The following is a 17232-nucleotide window of genomic DNA, read 5'->3' as shown; positions in this document are numbered from 1 at the left end:
GGCGCTGAGCGTCACGCAGGATCCGTTTGCTGAGTTTGTTGAGCCGTTGTCCAAAGCGCGACGTTCGGCGACAATGCGGAGTTCGCGAAGGTATCCTTCGGGTTTCCCGTAGGCTTGATCGTTCGTGGAATCAACGAAAACGAAAACGGAGACACTTCATGCGCTTCGACATAGCGGATTTGCGCCTTTTCGTGGCCGTGGTGGAAGCGGGCAGCATCACGCATGGCGCCACGCGTGTGAACCTGGCGCTAGGCTCGGCGAGCGGACGAATCAAGCAAATGGAGGAGGCTGTGGGCGTGCCGTTGCTCGCGCGCCAGCGGCTCGGCGTTCAGCCTACGGAAGCTGGTCATACGTTGTTGCGTCATGCACGCGCAACGCTCGCCTCCATGCAGCGATTGACCGACGATCTTGGCCAGTTCGCCCATGGACTGAAAGGCACAGTGCGGCTGCTCGCAAACACGAACGCGCTGACGGAGTTTGTGCCTACGCCTGTCAGTCATTTTCTCGCGGCTCACCCCAATGTGAACATTGAAGTCGAGGAGCGCCTGAGTCATGAAATTGTCGAGGCGCTGATCGATGGTGTGGCGGACATCGGCATTGTGGCTGCTGAGGCCGACATGGGCGCGTTGCAAGCTTTTCCTTTTGTCACCGATCGCCTGTGCGCTGTCGTGCCTGCGTCTGCACCCGGTTTCGAAGGCATGCGCGGCATTGCGTTCGAGCAATTACTCGAACACGATTTCGTCGGCTATGCGAGCGGTGCATCGATTCAAATTTATCTGGAGGGTCATGCACGCAGATTGCATCGGCGGATTCGCCAGCGCATACAGCTACGGAGTTTCGATGCTATCTGCCGTCTGGTCGAGAATGGCGTGGGCGTATCAGTCGTGCCCGAGTCGGCGGCCCGCCGCTGCAAGCGCACCATGGGCATTCGTGTTCTACGTCTGCACGATAGCTGGGCGCTGCGTGAAATGTGCGTGTGCGTGAGCGAGCGAGACGCGCTTCCAACCTACGCTCGTCTGTTGTTTGACCATCTGATTGCAATTGGCTCCAAGCAGTCACGTGGCAAACCCTAAAAATACAGGCTTCGAGATTTCCGAAGGCTAGCACCATAATTGCCGCATTGTCAGTGGCACGCTGCATCACGAGAATGAACAGGTCAAAACATTCTTCAGGTGCCAAGCGTCATGTCCGATCATTCCGTTTATGCCACTCGTAGTTGGCTCTTCACACCCGCCACCCGTCCTGACCGCTTGCTGAGCGCAGCCAGGAGCGGCGTGGATGTTTCCATCGCCGATCTCGAAGATTCCGTGTCCTCCGCTGAGAAGCCGGATGCACGAAAGAACCTGCTTGCGTGGCTCAACACGCCTCTGAACGAAACTATGCCGCAGCTTGCGGTGCGCATCAACTCGGTTTCTACGCGCTTTGGTCTGGACGATCTTGCCGCATTGCTAGACGCCTCGCGCATGCCCGATTTCCTCCTGTTGCCGAAAGTTGAATCGCCTGACCAGGTGGCATTGGTAGCAAGCCTGTTCGATCAAGCCGGCAAGACGAGCGTGCTGGTTCCCCTGATCGAGTCAGCGCGTGGCATGTTTGCGGTTGAATCGATCGCAAGTGCCTGTTCGCATGTCGGGGCGCTCATGTTTGGCGCGGCTGACTATGCCTCCGATGTGCGTGCCCAAGCCGATTCGCTCGCGCTGCAAGTCGCGCGTTGTCGTGTTGCCGCGGCATGTGCGTCGGCGGGCATCGAGGCGATCGACGCGCCGTGTTTCGCCATTCACGACGCCGACCTTTTGCAAGCCGATCTGGCTTTCGCGCTCGCCAATGGCTTCCACGGCAAAGCCGCTATTCATCCTTCACATATTGAATCAATCAACCGTGCGTTTACGCCGTCCGCTGATCGCGTTGCGTGGGCGAAACGTGTGCTCGAAGCAAACGAACAGGGCGTAGGCATCGTGGACGGGCGCATGGTCGACGAGGCCATCGCTCGAGAAGCGCGCAGCGTGCTGGCCGCCGTCTGAACTTATCTATTTAGGACACCATCATGACATCTTCTATTTCCGCGTATCGCCAGATTGGGGAAAACCGTTTCCGTGAAACGTCTGGCCTGTACTTCGAGGACTTTGTTCCCGGAACGATTTACGAACATCGGCCAGGCAGGACGATCACCGACGTCGACAATATCTGGAACACGCTCCTCACCATGAACACGCAACAAGTGCACTTTGATGCGGCCTATGCCGCGAAGACCGAGTGGAAAAAGCTGCTGGTCGACAGCACCTTCACGCTCGCTGTGATCACCGGAATGAGCGTACGCACCGTAAGCGCGAAAGTGGTGGCCAACCTGGGCTGGGACAAGGTCAAGGCCGTGCATCCGGTATTTGCGGGCGACACGCTTTATGCGGAATCCACCGTGCTTTCCAAGCGCGAGTCGAAGAGCCGCCCAACGCAGGGGATCGTGAGCGTGGAAACAAAAGGACTCAACCAGGACGGCGAGATTGTCATGACGTTCGAACGCACGATGCTCATTTACAAGCGCGGTCATTCACCCGAAGCCGACGCCAACTATTAAACCGGAGTTGTACTCATGAACGCCAGATTTCAAGTCGAAGAGTTGTACAAGAGCAAGCTCACTTCCCCGGCGCTAGCAGTCTCGACATTACGCAGCGACTCGTCTATCGCGCTCGGGATGGCGATGTCGCAGCCACCCTCGTTGCTAGAGGCGTTAGGGGCGCGCGCCGAAGCAGGGGACATTGATGCGCTGAAGGTCTACTACTTTCACTCTGAAGCGTTTTTGCGAGAGAGTTTGCTGCGCTATTCGCTCATGGGCCGGATCCTGCCGCATTGTATGTTCATGGGTGCTCCCGAGCGGGAGCTCGTCAAGCTGGGCGTTGAGGACGGAAACCGCAAGGTCGTGTTCTACGTGCCCAATTCGTTTAGCCAGTCTCCCCGGCTATTCGCTGACCATATCCCCGTCGACACCATGCTGGTGATGGTGTCGCCCATGGATGCGAATGGTTACTTCACGTTCGGCACAAACAACGACTATACGACGGGCGTGGCGCGTGCCGCACGCAGGTTGATTGTGGAAGTCAATCCGAACATGCCACGCGTCTTCGGCGATTCGTTGCTGCACGTGTCGGAAGTGGATGCGATCGTGGAATCGAATCACGCGATACCCGAGCTCAAGCCTAAGGCGGCGACTGCGCACGACAAGACGATCAGCTCGCTGATTGCCGAGCTTGTCACCGACGGCGCCTGCCTGCAGATGGGGATTGGTGCGTTACCCAACGCGGTATGTGCCGCGCTTGCCGGCCATAGTCATCTCGGGATTCATACAGAGTTGCTGACACCGGGGCTGGTTGACCTGATTCAGCGCGGGGTAGTGGACAACTCTCGCAAGACGCTTAATCGCGGCAAGACCGTCTTCACTTTCGCGATGGGCGACCGCGAGATGTATCAGTACCTGGACAACAACCCGTCGATCGAGAGCTATCCGGTGAGCTACGTGAACGATCCGCATACGATCTCGCGCAACGATAACGTCGTATCGGTTAACTCGACCATCGAAATGGACCTGACCGGCGCATGCAATTCCGAGCATGTGAAAGGGCATCAGTACAGCGCAACCGGCGGACAACTCGACTTTGTTCGCGGGGCATACGCATCGCGCGGCGGTAAGTCGATCATAGCGTTTCACTCAACCGCAGGCGGCGGGAAGGTATCGAAGATCGTTGCCCGACTCAGTGGGCCGGTCACCACGCCGCGTACTGACACTCATCTTGTCGTGACCGAATATGGTGTAGCGAACCTGAAGGGTCTGTCGTCGACCGAACGCGCGAACGCGATCATTCGTCTTGCGCACCCCGAGTTCCGCGAGGCGCTGTCGGCGCAGGCGCGCGAACTTCATTTACTTTAATCAGGAGTCCATTGTGGGCAGAACGATCGCCGATCATTTGGCACAGAGCCTGGCCAAGGAATGCAGCCATTTCGTCGAACTCGTCACTAGCCGCGAGCAGTTTCCGCGGGTACTTGAGCCCGCGCGGCGCCGGGATGACGCGCCGGGCAGCAACAGCATTCACGCGGAGACGCCGGGCTTGCCCTTGGTCTTCGGACCGGCGCCATTGCTCGAAGCGGAACGCTCCTTGGGTGCTGCGCCTCGTTGCGCTGCGCGGGTTCGTCCACCACGCGCGGCTTCCATCATGTCCTCAAGGTAGTGCTCTACTACGTGCTGGAACTCCAGGATCGCCGCGTGATGGTCAACCACGCTCGCATCGTGGGTCAGCGTAACGGCTGCCTTCATAAGATGCTGGACGATCGCGGCCCGGAACAAAGCTTCTTCCACGGACAGTCGCGGCGCGAGCGCGGCCAGCACGGATGCGATTCCTTTGCGCAATCTTTCGCGCACTCCGGTGCCGCCGGGCAATACGACATCACGTGCGTCGACCAGCACCACGAAAGCGGGGTGCGTCGTGCGAAACGCCACGAACAACGTCGTCAGCCGGCCCGCAACGACCGATACGTCAAGCAATGGCACCTCCTCGCTCAGCCGGTCGAACGCTGCTTCAAGCTCGGTCACGTATTGCTCGATTAGCGTACCTGCGACCTGCTCTTTCGTCGGAAAGAACTGATAAAGCGAACCGATCGACGCCCCGGCGCGCGCGGCGATCGCTGTCATCGTTGTTGCTTCGTACCCTTTCTCAGCGAATTCCGCGCTTGCGGCTTCCAGCAACGACGCCACCCGCGCATGTCCGCGGGCGCGGCGTGGCGCCTTCACCTCGCCCGTATTCGGCGTTGACTTTTGTGAGGCCATTCTCATATAATGTTTGTGAGCACCCCCTCACAATACACCAGCGGCTCGCCGCTTTCAACGGAAGACCATCATGTTGCAGAAACTTGACCCCAAGACTACCGCTCTCGTTCTGATCGATCTTCAGCAGGGCATTCTCGGATTCGGGAAAGCACCCCGTCCCGCCGAAGCCGTGCTGGCTACCGCGGCAACGCTCGCAAAGCGCTTCCGGGAAGTCAATGCGCCGGTTGTCCTGGTCCGGGTGGGCTGGAGCGCCGACTTCGGCGATGCACTGAAGCAGTCCGTTGATCAGCCCATCGTGCTTCCCGCCGGCGGACTGCCCTCGAACTGGTGGGACTTCCCCGCCGAACTGGCGGTGGAGGAGGGTGACATCAAGATCACGAAACGCCAATGGAGTGCCTTTTACGGCACCGAGCTCGACCTGCAATTGCGGCGTCGCGGCATCGAAACCATTGTGCTCGGCGGGATTTCGACGAACATCGGCGTCGAGTCGACGGCTCGCGCCGCGCACGAGCACGGCTACTCGCTGGTGCTCGTCGAGGACGCAATGAGCTGCGCCGCGCAGGAGCATCATGATGCGTCGCTGAATTACATCTTCCCGAGGCTCGGTCTTGTGCGGCAATCCGTCGACGTACTCGAGGCGCTCGCAGGCTGATGACGACCGATGGACAAGCACTGCGTGGCGGGAAAGCGACGATGAGCAGCGAACGTCACACCGGAGCTTCGTCGCTCCTTCGCCGCATCGAAACCGTGTTTGACGCGCGGGCGTTGGGTCGCGCCCTGTTTGCGCTCGTCCCGCTGCTCTTGCTTGCACTCGTATCCGGCAGATCCGAGTGGCTCACCGCTGCAATCGTGCCGGTCGCGATGCTCATCGCACTCGACCACTCGCAGCTTGCGCCACTCGGCGTCTTCGCGCACGCTCTGGCGATCAGCGCGGGCTTCGTGATCCTGATGGCGTCGCTCGCGCACCCGCTGCTCTTTGTCGTAGCCACAGTCCTGCTGGGGATGGGATCCGTGCTGGTGACCGCGGGCGGCAGCGCCTTGCGCTCGCTCGGCAACTTCACGTTCATTCCCTCGCTGTATCTTGCCTGTGAGAGTGCGGAAGGCGTCACGCGGCAGGCGCTCATCACCCGGAGCGTTGAGGTCCTGCCGTTCCTGTTGATAGCGGCGTTGCCGATCCTGCTCGTTGCGTCAGTCGAGCACTTTCGCTCGCGTGAAACCGGCCGGCCGACTCTTGCGCATTTCGCAAAGTGGACTCGCCTCTTCCCAAACAGCGAGAGCAACGCATATATCGAACTGATGATTACCGTCGCGCTCGCGATCGCTTGCGCTGCCGTACTTGTCGAATGGCGACACGTCGACCATGGTCAGTGGATGATCTGGTCGGCCGCCAGCGTCGTTACCGGAAATGCAGCAAGCGCCCGGCAGAAGTTTCGCAACCGGCTTACCGGGGCCGTTGTCGGCGTTTCCTTCGGCGTGGTCGTCGGGTTGATGATCCCTCATGCGTTGTTTATGCGTGTGCTCGTTGTGTTCGCCGCAATGCTGACGCTCATCTGCATTCGTCCGTACACGCTCGCATTCGGCGTTCGGTGCGCCTGTGCGGCAATCGCATTCGTATTAGCGGGAAAACCGTGGATTTTTGGAGGCGAGCGCCTGCTGAACGTGGCAGTCGGCAGCGCCATTGGGCTGCTGTGTGCGCTTACGGCATCCGCCATTGCGGCACACATGAAAGACACGTGCCGCTTGACGTGTGACTCCCCAAGATCCCGGCAAGACCGAGCGGGACCGCGCAGTCGTCTTTGATTCAGGGCGCAAGAGAGTGCGGACAGAATCGGTGTTTTGGACATTTGTATCGGCGAATTTCGCCGAGTGTCGAGGAGGAGTATGTCGCGAAGGGAGGGAGTCGTCCATCACATCAGAGCCCAAGTGTGAAGGATCAATGGCCCGACAAATCTTCTGCTGCACGATCACTCAAAGTTTCGCTGCCGACTCTGCTAGATTCGCTTACTGGACGCACTGTCACGAGTCTGCGTCTCGTCATTTCGCTGTGCTGCGCGACGGACCGCAGCATCATAGGTCTCCTGAGAGTATTCGTCACCCACGCACGCAACGGAATCCCGCATACACGTACTGGTAATGCGCTTGAAACCAGTTACGAAAACTCGGTCTCAGCATGCACGCGGCCGTTCGCGGCGAGCCGCCTTTGAGCACGAAATGCTGGTCGTCGTAGAAGTTCGCGGAGTAGCCCAGGTAGAACGGAAACGGCTCAAAACCGGGCAACGGCCCGAAGGTCGTCGACGTCCATTCCCAGCCGTTGCCAAACTGCCCAACCACACCCGCCGCGCTGCGATTCTCCGGGTGAGCCTGAACCGGTGACGGTTCCCATCGGCGGAAATCGAAATTGCCCTGTTGAGCGTGCGGGGCCATCTCGGCTGCGCGTTGCCATTGCGCTTCGGTCGGTAGCGACTTGCCCGCCCATTTCGCGTACGCGCTGGCTTCGGCGTGACTCACATACACCGGCCAGTCCGCCGGTAACGGGATCTCGGCGAACATGGTCCGCAGCTTCCAGTGCGAGTGCTTGGCTGAGCCTTTCAATTCCGCTGACGAGCCATCGCGCACCCAGAACGCCGGCTTGTCGATGCCTTCACGTTCCTTCCACGCCCAGTCGCTGTCACGCCAGTAATCGCGATGCCCGTAACCACCGGCATCGATGAAATCCAGCCAGTCCGAATTCGTCACCATGTAGCGATCCATCTCGAACGCAGGCACGTCCACGCCATGTTCACCGAACTCATTGTCCCAGCCGAACGTGCCGCTATCGCGCGTAAGGCCAAGCGTGGTCCTGCCCGCAGGCACGTGGACCATTTCCCGCGCAGTCGTACTGTCGAGCGGGTGTAGCGCCAAGTCTTCGGTGACTGCGGGCCCGGTTTTCTGATGCAGCGGCAACTGATGCAGCATGTACGCGAGCGTTTCCGCGTGCATCAGCCTGTGCTCGATCGCGACCTCCAGAAGCGTCTCGGGCGTGGCCTCCGGCGCGCTGGAATTGTCGTGCTTATCTTTACCCTTTGTAATTTCGGCGGGATTGAAACGCGCATCGATGTCATCGCGAATTCGCTGCACATAGGCGCGGACCGTGTCGAGCGACGGCCAGTCGTGAGGCTGATCGCTCGGCAGGCCGCCATCGACGGGATCAATGCCGAACGCAAATAACTGGTCGAACTCCGCATTCGGGCTGGGCAGGTCGAAGAGGCGTTGATCGAAGAGATTGCGGTCGAACGCTTCCAGATGACCGATATAGAACACGATCCGATGCCGCTCGGAGATCGGGCGTTCATACAGGAACTCGGGTTTGACGATGCCGAACACCGCGTCGGTGATCTGGCGCGCTTCGCGCAGGCGGGCGAGCAGCGGATGCAGCGGGGTAGGTTCGCGATTCATTTCGCTTTGTCTCCGGGCATGGGCCGATGCAGAACGATAAATCGTAGCAGAGGACATGCCTAGCCTGCTTGGATCGAAAGCGGGCCGCAGAAGCAGGCCAGTAACGCGGGACAAAAACGCGGGACAAAAACGCGGGACCGAAATTAGATCGAGCGCCAGATCGAGCGCTAGATCGCGCGCAGGCCGTCGAAGTCGATGATCTGGATCAGCTTGCCGTTTGCCTGGATCAGCCCCTTTGCCTGAAACCGCGACAGCGTCCGGCTGACCGTTTCCAGCGTGATGCCGAGAAAACTGCCCATGTCGTCGCGCGTGAGGCGCAGGTTGAACTCGTTGCCGGCATACCCGCGGCGGCTTAGCCGGGCGGAGAGGTCCAGCAGCAGGGCGGCGACGCGCTCGTCGGCGCGCAACGTGCCGAGGATCAGGGTTTGCGTCGCCTTCCTGACGACTTCACGGCTCAGCAACTGCAGCAGCCGGCGCTGGAGGGCACTGGTTTCGCGGCAGGCGCGCTCAAAGTGCACATAGGGGACCAGGCAGACCGAACTGTCTTCGAGCGCGATGGCGTGGCACGCGTGCCGGCCATTGTCGAATCCTTCGAGGCCAAGCGCATCGCCGCCGAGATGCAAGCCCATGACCTGTTCGCGGCCGTTTCCGTTCGGTGTCGATACAACCGTCTTGATCGAGCCGGAGCGGATGGCGTAGAGGGTGTCGAAGGTGTCGCCGACGCGAAACAGGGTTTCGCCCCGCTTGATCGTGCGGGCGTGGACGATGACCTTCTGGAGCCTGTGGACGTCGTCGGAAGACAGGCCTTGCGGCAGGCAGTAGTGCTTCAAGGCGCAGGTTGAACAATGAGCGGCGTGGCGCGAGGGGGCGCTCGGCAGCGGAACTGGGGTCTCGTGGACGGTTTGCATGGCTCGCTCGCTTTTAGTTCGTTTTGATCTGGAACAAGGAAATTGTCCCATCGATGCGATCTACCCCCGGGCGGCAAAACGTCGCGTGAGAGCGCTGTCGCTCGCCCAACCGGGCGCTCGCACGCCCCGCCTCAACGCTTTTACGGCTTTGATTCAGGCACGGCGCCGGCCCCGGAGGCCGAGGGAATCAGCAGTACGGGCAGCGTTGCCTGGCGCAGGCACCTTTCCGCGACACTGCCGAGGATCAGCCGCTGGAAACCCTTGCGGCCGTGCGTGCCCATCACGAGCAGGTCCGCGTTGAACGCGGTGGCGGCGGTGAGCACCATCTCCGCGACATCATCGACCGATGAACCCTCGGCAATCACCACTGCGCCTTGCACGCCGCGCTGTTTCATCTCGGCGTTCGCTTCGGCGGCGAGTTTGGCGCCCTGGTTGGCGAGCTCGTCACGCAGGATGGAGGGGTCGTAGCCTGGCACGTCGTAGTAAACCGGTGCGTTTTCGACGACGTAATAGGGCTGCAGCACCGCGCCGTGCGTAACGGCGAGTTCGAGCGCGGATTCGAATGCGCGGCGCGAGGTGCGGCTGCCGTCAATAGCCACGACGATTCGTTTGAACATACGGTTCTCCTTCAGCGGTTGAAATGCAAAAGACGATTTTTTATCGATAAAAACGCTCGTGCCTGATTGCCCGGCTTACAAATGTACGACAGCATTTATCCGATAAATGTTCCGCTTTTATCGGCATACCCGCGATCCTGACCAACCGGATGAAATAATGACGTCATACAATCCGGGGCGTGATGTTTGTATCGTTTTTCTTGACTTCCTCTATTTACTCTCCTAGCCCGCCCGTGTCTCAAACCGCTCCTCAGTCTGCCTCGCCTCCTAACCCAGAATCCGCCTCACCACTGCCTTTCCGCAACGCGCTTCTCGCGATGCTCGGCATTGGTCTCGTCAACATGCTGGTCGCGCTTGACCAGACCGTGGTCAGTACCGCGCTGCCGTCTATCGTCGCGGAATTGCATGGTTTCGAGTATTACGCGTGGATTGCGAGCGCGTATTTGCTGGCGTCGGTGGTGACGGTGCCTGTATTCGGCCGGCTTGGCGATTATTTCGGCCGAAAGCGCTTCGTGATTGCCGCGGTGATCACGTTCACCGCGGCCTCGGTGCTATGCGGCGTGGCCAACGACATGCTGTTCCTCGTCATCGCGCGCGGCTTGCAGGGCGTGGGTGGCGGGATGATGGTCGGCACGGCATTCGCGTCGATTCCCGATCTCTTTCCTGATCCGCGTTTGCGGGTCCGCTGGCAGGTAGTCATGGCGGCGTCCTATGGGATAGGAACCGCCGCGGGCCCGTCGCTGGGCGGCTGGATGAGCGAGCATTGGGGCTGGCGCTCGACATTCCTGATTAACCTGCCGGTCGGTATCGCCGCGTTCTATTTCATCTGGGCGCATTTGCCGAATTTCCATCGGCCGCGTGAGGGTGCGGTGAAGATCGACTGGCTGGGTGCGGTGCTGGTTGCGCTGGTGCTGGGCGGCTTGCAGGCATTTATTGAAGCCGTGCCGAAGAGCGGGCTGACCGTGGGCAACGTGGTGCTGGCTGCATGCGTGGCCGGCGGCGCAGTGGCGTTGCTGATCTGCGAACGGCGTGCGACGCATCCGATCATTCCGCTCGACCTCTTCAAGGACCCGCAGCTTGTTACGTTATTCACGTTGTCCATGCTGTCCGGTTTCGTGATGTTTTCGCTGATCTTCTTTGCGCCGCTTTTGCTGCAGGGCGGTTTTGGTTTATCGCCGCAGGAGGCCGGATTACTGGCTACGCCGATTGCGATGTTTATTGCCATCGGCAGTTTTATCAACACGCGCATTGTGATTCATTTGCGCAAGCCTACGTTCATCTTGTCGATTGGTTTCACGTTGCTGCTATTCGCGTGTATTGCGCTGGCGTTTGCCGACGCTTCCACGCCGCATATCTGGATTGAGATTCCGATGGCGGGCATTGGTATCGGCCTGGGTTTCGTGCTCAACAACCTGAACGTATTCGGGCAGGAGATTGCCGGACGTGAGCGCTTCGGCATTACCACAGCGTTGCTGCAATCCACTCGCATGGTCGGCGGGATGCTCGGGACGAGCGTGGTCGCGGTGATCGTGCAACATCATTACCGGGATGTGATTACGCGCACGCTGCGAGTGCTCGGCGAGCCGGCGAGTATCGCGTGGTTGCCAAGGTTCAACGATCCGCGGATTCTGATCGATTCCGTGTTGCGGGCGAAGTTGCTGGCCGACCTAGTGCCGGCCGGGCTCGATGGGCCTGCGATGATCGAAAGCGCCCGCGAGGTGCTCGTGCAGTCCATTCATATTGGCGTGGCGCTGACCGCAGTGGCGGCGTTATCGGCGGTGCTGATGGTGCGGAGGGTTTCGCACATTACCTTTCGGAAGGAGTAGGGGTGGGGTCTTCGCTCGCGCTCGGGTTCGACCAACCCCGAGCGCCAACAAAACTCAATGCGCGCCCGCCGCCGCTGCGCCCCCGCCGCCCTTCGCCCGCTTCGTAATCCAGATCAGCGGAATGATCAGGATGAAGATAATGGCGGAGGCAAAAAAGATATCGTCCAGCCCCAGCATGGCGGCTTGCGTATTCACGGTGAAATCGAAGAAGCCGCGCGCTTGGGCTTCGTTGATATTCAATACCCGCTGCGACGCCTGCAGTGACTGCAAGAAGATCGGGTTATTGGCATTTGCCTGCTCGGTCAGCCGCTCATGATGCAAGGCGATCCTGTCGGTCCAGGCATTGCCTGCAAGCGAGGTTCCCACCGCCCCGCAAAAGACCCGCGCAAAATTCGATAACCCCGCGGCCGCCGGAATTTTCGACGGCGGCAGCCCCGACAAAATAATCGACGTCAGGGGCACGAAGAACAGCGCCGTCGGAATGCCTTGCAAAAGCGTCGGCAAGACCAGATGCCAGGTATCGATCTCGGTCACATAGTTCGAGCGCATGTAAAACACAATCGCGAAGCCGATAAACGCCATGGTCGCGACAACGCGCGCGTCGGTCCGGGGCAAAACACGTCCCATGACCGGAGCGAGAATCACCGCAAAGATGCCCAGTGGCGCGGTCACCAGCCCGGCATCGACGGAACGGTAATTCAGATACTGCTGCATCCATTGCGGCAATAAAACGAGGTTGCCGAAGAACACCCCATACGCCACGGAAATGGCTACCGTTCCCCCAAAAAAATTCCGCCCGGCGAACAGCCGAAGATCGACGACGGGGTTGGCATCGGTCAATTCCCAGACCACAAAGAGCGCAAAGGTAACCACTGCAATGATCCCCAGCCAGACAATTGTCGGCGATGAAAACCAGTCAAGGTCGCGTCCCTTATCGAGCATGATCTGCAGCGACGCCACCCACGCAATCAGCAAGATGAGTCCGATCGTGTCAATAGGCGCTTTACGCGTCGCCGATTCACGTTTGCGATAAATCATCCACGTGACGCTGGCGGCGAATATGCCGACGGGAATGTTGATATAGAAGATCCACGACCAGCTATACCTGTCGGTAATCCAGCCACCCAGAGCCGGCCCTGCAATCGGCCCGACCACGGCGGTCATCGCCCATAAGGAAAGCGCCATTGACGCTTTCTCCTTCGGATACGAACCCAGCAAGATTGCCTGCGACAGCGGAATCAACGGCCCGGCAACGGCGCCTTGTAAAACCCGCGCGGTGAGCAAGATCGGCAAGGTCGGTGCGAGCCCGCAAAGCCACGAAGAAATCACGAATAACAGAATCGCGCCAACAAAAAGTTTGATCTGCCCAACGCGCTGGGTCAGCCAGCCGGTCAGCGGAATAGAGACCGCATTGGCCGCGGCGAATACGGTAATGACCCATGTGCCTTCATCGACGGACACGCCGAGATTGCCGGAAATAGTCGGGATGGCGACGTTCGCGATCGATGAATCGAGCACGTTCATGAACGTGGCGAGCGCGACGGCCAAGGTTGCGAGAACCAGTTGGCCGCCTTTCAACGGCGGCGGCGGGGAGGGCGCAGGCGATGCGGCAGGCGCAGTGCTCATGGGATATCCGGATAGAGCGGCCGCGAAATGAAACGAAACGAAACGCAGCGGCCGATTGTGCCAACATCGAAGGCCGCAGTGTGCCAGCGTTCAAAAAACCTCGCTGATCAGGCAGAGGCTTTCATCCAGCTATCAACCCTTGGGCGGCGCTTCCATCGACTTCGGATATCCCCTGTTTCGGGCTAACTTTATTTGGCTGACACGTCGATGTCGCCAAGATACTTCTTCGCGAACTTGGCAATCGTTCCGTCCGCCTTGAGCTTCGCAATCGCCGTGTTCAGTCGCTGCTTCAGCGCGGCATCGTCCTTGCGGATCCCATAGGCGATGCCGCTGCCGAGGATCTTGTCGTCGCTGACGGGGCCGCCGACAAAGCTGTATCCCTCGCCGTCAGGCTTGGACAGGAAGCCCGATTGCCCGGCGGCAGAGAGGACCAGCGTGCCGTCGAGACGGCCGGCCTTCAGGTCCGTATAAGCCTGGTTCTGATCCTGGTACGGCACGACATTCACGCCTGCATTCGCCCAATGCGCCTTGGCGAAACTTTCCTGGATCGAACCCTGCAACACGCCGATGTTCTTGCCCTTCAGCGAAGCCGGCGTCGGCTCGAGTCCGCTACCCGTCTTCGCGATCAGTTGCGTAGGTACGCGATACACCACCGTCGTGAAGTCGATGGCCTGGCGGCGCTGATCGGTTGCATTCATCGCCGAATTGATTGCGTCGAATTTGCGGCCTTGCAGGGCCGGGATCAAACCGTCGAACGAGGTCTCGACCCACACGCATTTCATCTTCGCCGTGGCGCACACCGCGTTGCCGACATCGATATCCAGCCCCTGCAATTCACCCGATGCCGCCTTCGATTCAAACGGCGGATATTGCGCTTCCACGCCGTAGCGCAAGGTATCGGATTCGGCCGCGTACGCGGCGGTGGTGCATACCGAGGCAGCCAGCAAAAGCGCGGCCGTCAATGCGTGAGCGGTTTTCTTCATGGAGCGTGTCTCTATTGGTAGAAGTTGAATGGAGTTCAAACCAGCACTAAACCGCGCACAGGCGGCGTGCTCCTTCGCGCAGCGTGTCGTCATCCTTGGCGAAGCTGAGACGGATGATTCGGTTGTCCGTACCGTCTGTGTAGAACGCTGACAAAGGAATGGTCGCGACACGGGTTTCGCGAATCAGGCGCAGCACGAAGTCGCTGTCCGATTCATCGGAGAACGCACCGAAGCGCGCCAGCATGAAGAAGCTGCCTGCACTCGGCAAGAGTTCGAAGCGCGAACCGGCGAGCGCTTTGGCGAGCAGATCGCGTTTCTTCTGATAAAACTCGCCCAGACCGAGATAGCTCGATGCGTCGCCGAGTGCTTGCGCGAACGCGATCTGCATGGGGGTATCGGCGGCGAAGGTCATGAACTGGTGGACCTTGCGGATTTCTTCGGTCAGCTCGGCCGGGGCGAGCGTGAAGCCGACGCGCCAACCGGTCACGTGATACGACTTACCGAACGACGACACGATCACACTGCGCTCGGCCAGCGCCGGATAACGCGCCATGCTGTGATGCAGCGCGCCGTCGAAGACAACGTGTTCATACACTTCATCGGAAAGCACGATGATCTTCGAATCGCGCGTGAGCGCCGTGAGGCGGTTGATGTCTTCAACGGTGAACGCGCTGCCGGACGGATTGTGCGGCGAGTTGACGATGATCATGCGCGTGCGCGGCGTGATGGCCGCGGCCACTTCATCCCAGTCGATATGAAAATCCACCGGCGAGAGCTTGATCGGGATCGGCGTTGCACCCTGCAATTGCACGATGGGGCCGTAGCTATCGAATGACGGTTCGAAGTAGATCACTTCGTCGCCGGGATGCACGAGCGCACTGATCGACGCGTACAACCCTTCGCTGGCGCTTGCCACCACGGTGATTTCACTGCCCGGGTCGTAAGTGGCGCCGTAGAGTTGCTGCGTTTTCAGCGCAAGGGCATCGCGCAGCGCGGGCACGCCCGCCATGGGTGCGTACTGGTTATGCCCGGCGCGCATGGCTTGCGCCGCGTTGTCCACCAGTTTCGGATCGCAGGCAAAATTCGGCGCGCCTTGCGAAAGATTCAGCGCCTGATGTTCCTCGGCGAGCTGGCCGATCACGGTAAAGATGGTCGTGCCAACATTCGGCAGCTTCGACGCGGGGGTCCAGGCACTTTTCACGACGGTCGTCTCCGGAGGACTGAATACAAGTATCGATTGTCATTCGACAGCAGCAATAAAGCGCGGACAATCGAAAGTTTGTCATACTAGCCATGAACCCAGCTCATGGCTTACGAGATCCGACAATGAAACCGCTGCCGTCTTTGGATGTGCTTAAAACCTTCGCGGTCGTGGCGCAGCGACTGAACTTTACCCGTGCCGCCGATGTTCTCAACATCACGCAAGGCGCTGTCAGCCGGCAGATTTCCGGGCTGGAGGCACATCTGGGTTATTCGTTGTTCGTGCGCCAACCGCGCGGTCTCGCGCTGACGCCCAATGGCGCGATGCTGCTCGCGCCATTGCAGCAGGCACTGGCACAGATTACGGAGGCGCTTGAGCGTAGCGGGGCGCAGTCGGGCACGTTGCGGGTGAAATGTCCCACATGCGCGATGCGCTGGATTTTGCCGCGCGTGATCCGGTTGCAGAATGAGCGGCCGGAGCTTGCGATCGAGGTGACGGCGGCGGTGTCGCATGGGGTGGAGTTCAACGCCGAGCAGTTCGATGCCGCGATTGTGTTCGGACAGCCGACGTTAAAGGGCGTGAGTTCGCATCATCTGTTCGATGAAGTGCTGACACCGGTGTGTGCGCCGGGCTTGTGGAAGGAGCGCCCGGCTGGCGCTGCAGCTGCTACGCCCGATGATCTTGCCGATCAAACCTTGTTGCATCCCACGCGTGACCGGCGGGACTGGATTAGATGGCTGGAAGCGTATGGGTATAAGGGATTGCCGTCATCGAAAGCGCAGCACTTTGATACGCTCGATCTCGCCATTTCGTCTGCCATGCAGGGGTTGGGCGTGACGATTGGGGATTTGTCGCTGATCGAAGAGGACTTGCGGGCGCAGAGGATCATCACGCCGTTTTCGCTTTGTGTGCCCAGCGGGGCTTCGTATTATCTGATCTATCCGGAACGGCCGGCGCCTTCGCCGGTCTTGCAGGAGTTTGCGCAATGGCTCGAGGGCGAGGCTGCGGTGACGCGGGCGAATCTTTTGGCTTACATGAACGGGTGATTTTTTTCGTTCGCACTTGAGTTAGTGGTCGGGGGGCGGGAGTTGGGGGGGCCAGGTTCTGGGGTTAGCGGTCGGGGTCTATGCCGGGTTGGTGCTTTCGGCCTTAGTGGTCTGCTTGAGTCGGATTTTCTCTTTATCACTGTTAGCCACTGTGCGTGGCGGCACGTCATTTCTTTGTCCAAAGCGACAAAGAAACGAAGCAAAGAAAACGCTTTCAAAACGAGGGCTCATAAGTTGACCTAGCGTGCAGTTTTTAAGTTTTTGGCACCCCAAAAGCACGGTGCTCGCCAGAACGACGGATGTGTGAACCCCTCCTTCTCGCGAATTCTTACACGCACACGCTTCGCCCCGTACGCTCTCGGGCAAACACCCTTGCCAAGGAAACCCGCACGGCCTCACGCGTATTTCCCGCTACAGGTCTTCATGGGTTAGCTGCTTGGCCGGCATGATTTGCCTGGTTATTTTTGTTCGTGGGGCCTCATCTATCCGAGCGCCTTGTTTCGAGGTGGGTTGGCGACGTGGTTCGGCACGAGTTCATTTTCGGTGGGTGGTTGTCCGCGGATAGCGCGGGGTGAACCTTTGGCAGGTTCAGTCACCGGTGGCGAAGCGTGTGGGTATCCGTGTTCGGAGAAAGAGGGTTTCACACATCGGTGGTTCTGGCGAGCACCGTGCTTTTGGGGTGCCAAAAACGCGGAAACTGCACGCTAGGTCAACTTACGAGCCCTCGTTCTGAAAGCGTTTTCTTTGCTTCGTTTCTTTGTCGCTTTGGACAAAGAAATG

General features: G+C 59.6%; 15 protein-coding genes. 8 read left to right on the top strand and 7 right to left on the bottom strand.

What is annotated here, in order from left to right; translation table 11 throughout:
* The first annotated feature begins 158 nt into the window (after nucleotides 1-158).
* The 4 genes from FH08_RS0133010 to FH08_RS0132995 all read left to right on the top strand — a co-directional run bounded on the left by FH08_RS0133010 (nucleotide 159) and on the right by FH08_RS0132995 (nucleotide 3916).
* Nucleotides 159-1073, top strand: a complete 915-nt coding sequence (locus FH08_RS0133010; RefSeq protein WP_031362462.1) for a LysR family transcriptional regulator — start codon at nucleotides 159-161, stop codon at nucleotides 1071-1073.
* A gap of 111 nt (nucleotides 1074-1184) precedes the next feature.
* Complete coding sequence (locus tag FH08_RS0133005; protein ID WP_031362461.1) at nucleotides 1185-2018, top strand: aldolase/citrate lyase family protein; 834 nt, start codon at nucleotides 1185-1187, stop codon at nucleotides 2016-2018.
* Nucleotides 2019-2041: 23 nt separating this feature from the next.
* Entirely contained in the window at nucleotides 2042-2569 is a 528-nt protein-coding gene (gene ripB / locus FH08_RS0133000) for a (R)-specific enoyl-CoA hydratase RipB/Ich (RefSeq protein WP_031362460.1), read from the top strand.
* 15 nt (nucleotides 2570-2584) lie between these two features.
* On the top strand, nucleotides 2585-3916 hold the full coding sequence (locus FH08_RS0132995) for an acetyl-CoA hydrolase/transferase family protein (protein ID WP_031362459.1): 1332 nt from the start codon (nucleotides 2585-2587) through the stop codon (nucleotides 3914-3916).
* Between the two features lie 159 nt (nucleotides 3917-4075).
* On the opposite strand, the gene FH08_RS0132990 is transcribed toward FH08_RS0132995, so the two are convergent.
* Complete coding sequence (locus FH08_RS0132990; RefSeq protein WP_081889654.1) at nucleotides 4076-4816, bottom strand: TetR/AcrR family transcriptional regulator; 741 nt, start codon at nucleotides 4814-4816, stop codon at nucleotides 4076-4078.
* 64 nt (nucleotides 4817-4880) lie between these two features.
* On the opposite strand from FH08_RS0132990, the gene FH08_RS0132985 reads away from it, so the two are divergent.
* Entirely contained in the window at nucleotides 4881-5462 is a 582-nt protein-coding gene (locus FH08_RS0132985) for a hydrolase (RefSeq protein ID WP_031362457.1), read from the top strand.
* A 41-nt stretch (nucleotides 5463-5503) separates the two neighbouring features.
* Nucleotides 5504-6610, top strand: coding sequence for an FUSC family protein (locus tag FH08_RS0132980; RefSeq protein ID WP_160172526.1), 1107 nt, complete (start codon nucleotides 5504-5506; stop codon nucleotides 6608-6610).
* A gap of 291 nt (nucleotides 6611-6901) precedes the next feature.
* On the opposite strand, the gene FH08_RS0132975 is transcribed toward FH08_RS0132980, so the two are convergent.
* The 3 genes from FH08_RS0132975 to FH08_RS0132965 all read right to left on the bottom strand — a co-directional run bounded on the left by FH08_RS0132975 (nucleotide 6902) and on the right by FH08_RS0132965 (nucleotide 9770).
* The gene (locus tag FH08_RS0132975) at nucleotides 6902-8245 is read right to left on the bottom strand and encodes an SUMF1/EgtB/PvdO family nonheme iron enzyme (RefSeq protein WP_031362455.1); all 1344 of its coding nucleotides are present in this window, start codon (nucleotides 8243-8245) and stop codon (nucleotides 6902-6904) included.
* Between the two features lie 167 nt (nucleotides 8246-8412).
* Complete coding sequence (locus FH08_RS0132970) at nucleotides 8413-9153, bottom strand: helix-turn-helix domain-containing protein (protein ID WP_075583408.1); 741 nt, start codon at nucleotides 9151-9153, stop codon at nucleotides 8413-8415.
* Between the two features lie 140 nt (nucleotides 9154-9293).
* Complete coding sequence (locus tag FH08_RS0132965) at nucleotides 9294-9770, bottom strand: universal stress protein (RefSeq protein ID WP_031362453.1); 477 nt, start codon at nucleotides 9768-9770, stop codon at nucleotides 9294-9296.
* Nucleotides 9771-10087: 317 nt separating this feature from the next.
* Here FH08_RS0132965 and FH08_RS0132960 point away from each other — a divergent pair, with 317 nt between their 5' ends.
* Nucleotides 10088-11596, top strand: coding sequence for an MFS transporter (locus FH08_RS0132960; protein ID WP_031362452.1), 1509 nt, complete (start codon nucleotides 10088-10090; stop codon nucleotides 11594-11596).
* A 54-nt stretch (nucleotides 11597-11650) separates the two neighbouring features.
* On the opposite strand, the gene FH08_RS0132955 is transcribed toward FH08_RS0132960, so the two are convergent.
* The 3 genes from FH08_RS0132955 to FH08_RS0132945 all read right to left on the bottom strand — a co-directional run bounded on the left by FH08_RS0132955 (nucleotide 11651) and on the right by FH08_RS0132945 (nucleotide 15406).
* On the bottom strand, nucleotides 11651-13222 hold the full coding sequence (locus FH08_RS0132955; RefSeq protein ID WP_031362451.1) for a DHA2 family efflux MFS transporter permease subunit: 1572 nt from the start codon (nucleotides 13220-13222) through the stop codon (nucleotides 11651-11653).
* A gap of 188 nt (nucleotides 13223-13410) precedes the next feature.
* Entirely contained in the window at nucleotides 13411-14205 is a 795-nt protein-coding gene (locus FH08_RS0132950) for an ABC transporter substrate-binding protein (protein ID WP_031362450.1), read from the bottom strand.
* A gap of 46 nt (nucleotides 14206-14251) precedes the next feature.
* Entirely contained in the window at nucleotides 14252-15406 is a 1155-nt protein-coding gene (locus FH08_RS0132945; protein ID WP_031362449.1) for a methionine aminotransferase, read from the bottom strand.
* A 125-nt stretch (nucleotides 15407-15531) separates the two neighbouring features.
* Between FH08_RS0132945 and FH08_RS0132940 the strand changes: the two genes are divergently transcribed.
* Nucleotides 15532-16452 (top strand): LysR substrate-binding domain-containing protein, encoded by a 921-nt coding sequence (locus FH08_RS0132940; RefSeq protein ID WP_031362448.1) that lies wholly within the window; start codon nucleotides 15532-15534, stop codon nucleotides 16450-16452.
* Nucleotides 16453-17232: the final 780 nt, after the last annotated feature.

The organism is Caballeronia sordidicola (assembly GCF_000729995.1).
Taxonomy (GTDB): Bacteria; Pseudomonadota; Gammaproteobacteria; order Burkholderiales; family Burkholderiaceae; genus Caballeronia; species Caballeronia sordidicola_A.
Note: the sequence above shows the minus strand (reverse complement) of the source record. Positions and strands in the feature narration are given on the sequence as shown.

Coding starts and splice junctions, on each gene's coding strand:
- FH08_RS0133010 (WP_031362462.1), top strand. CDS start 159: ATGCGCTTCGACATAGCGGATTTGCGCCTTTTCGTGGCCGTGGTGGAA.
- FH08_RS0132970 (WP_075583408.1), bottom strand. CDS start 9,153: ATGCAAACCGTCCACGAGACCCCAGTTCCGCTGCCGAGCGCCCCCTCG.
- FH08_RS0132985 (WP_031362457.1), top strand. CDS start 4,881: ATGTTGCAGAAACTTGACCCCAAGACTACCGCTCTCGTTCTGATCGAT.
- FH08_RS0132950 (WP_031362450.1), bottom strand. CDS start 14,205: ATGAAGAAAACCGCTCACGCATTGACGGCCGCGCTTTTGCTGGCTGCC.
- FH08_RS0132990 (WP_081889654.1), bottom strand. CDS start 4,816: ATGAGAATGGCCTCACAAAAGTCAACGCCGAATACGGGCGAGGTGAAG.
- FH08_RS0132995 (WP_031362459.1), top strand. CDS start 2,585: ATGAACGCCAGATTTCAAGTCGAAGAGTTGTACAAGAGCAAGCTCACT.
- FH08_RS0132975 (WP_031362455.1), bottom strand. CDS start 8,245: ATGAATCGCGAACCTACCCCGCTGCATCCGCTGCTCGCCCGCCTGCGC.
- FH08_RS0132980 (WP_160172526.1), top strand. CDS start 5,504: ATGAGCAGCGAACGTCACACCGGAGCTTCGTCGCTCCTTCGCCGCATC.
- FH08_RS0132955 (WP_031362451.1), bottom strand. CDS start 13,222: ATGAGCACTGCGCCTGCCGCATCGCCTGCGCCCTCCCCGCCGCCGCCG.
- FH08_RS0132965 (WP_031362453.1), bottom strand. CDS start 9,770: ATGTTCAAACGAATCGTCGTGGCTATTGACGGCAGCCGCACCTCGCGC.
- FH08_RS0132940 (WP_031362448.1), top strand. CDS start 15,532: ATGAAACCGCTGCCGTCTTTGGATGTGCTTAAAACCTTCGCGGTCGTG.
- FH08_RS0132960 (WP_031362452.1), top strand. CDS start 10,088: ATGCTCGGCATTGGTCTCGTCAACATGCTGGTCGCGCTTGACCAGACC.
- ripB (WP_031362460.1), top strand. CDS start 2,042: ATGACATCTTCTATTTCCGCGTATCGCCAGATTGGGGAAAACCGTTTC.
- FH08_RS0133005 (WP_031362461.1), top strand. CDS start 1,185: ATGTCCGATCATTCCGTTTATGCCACTCGTAGTTGGCTCTTCACACCC.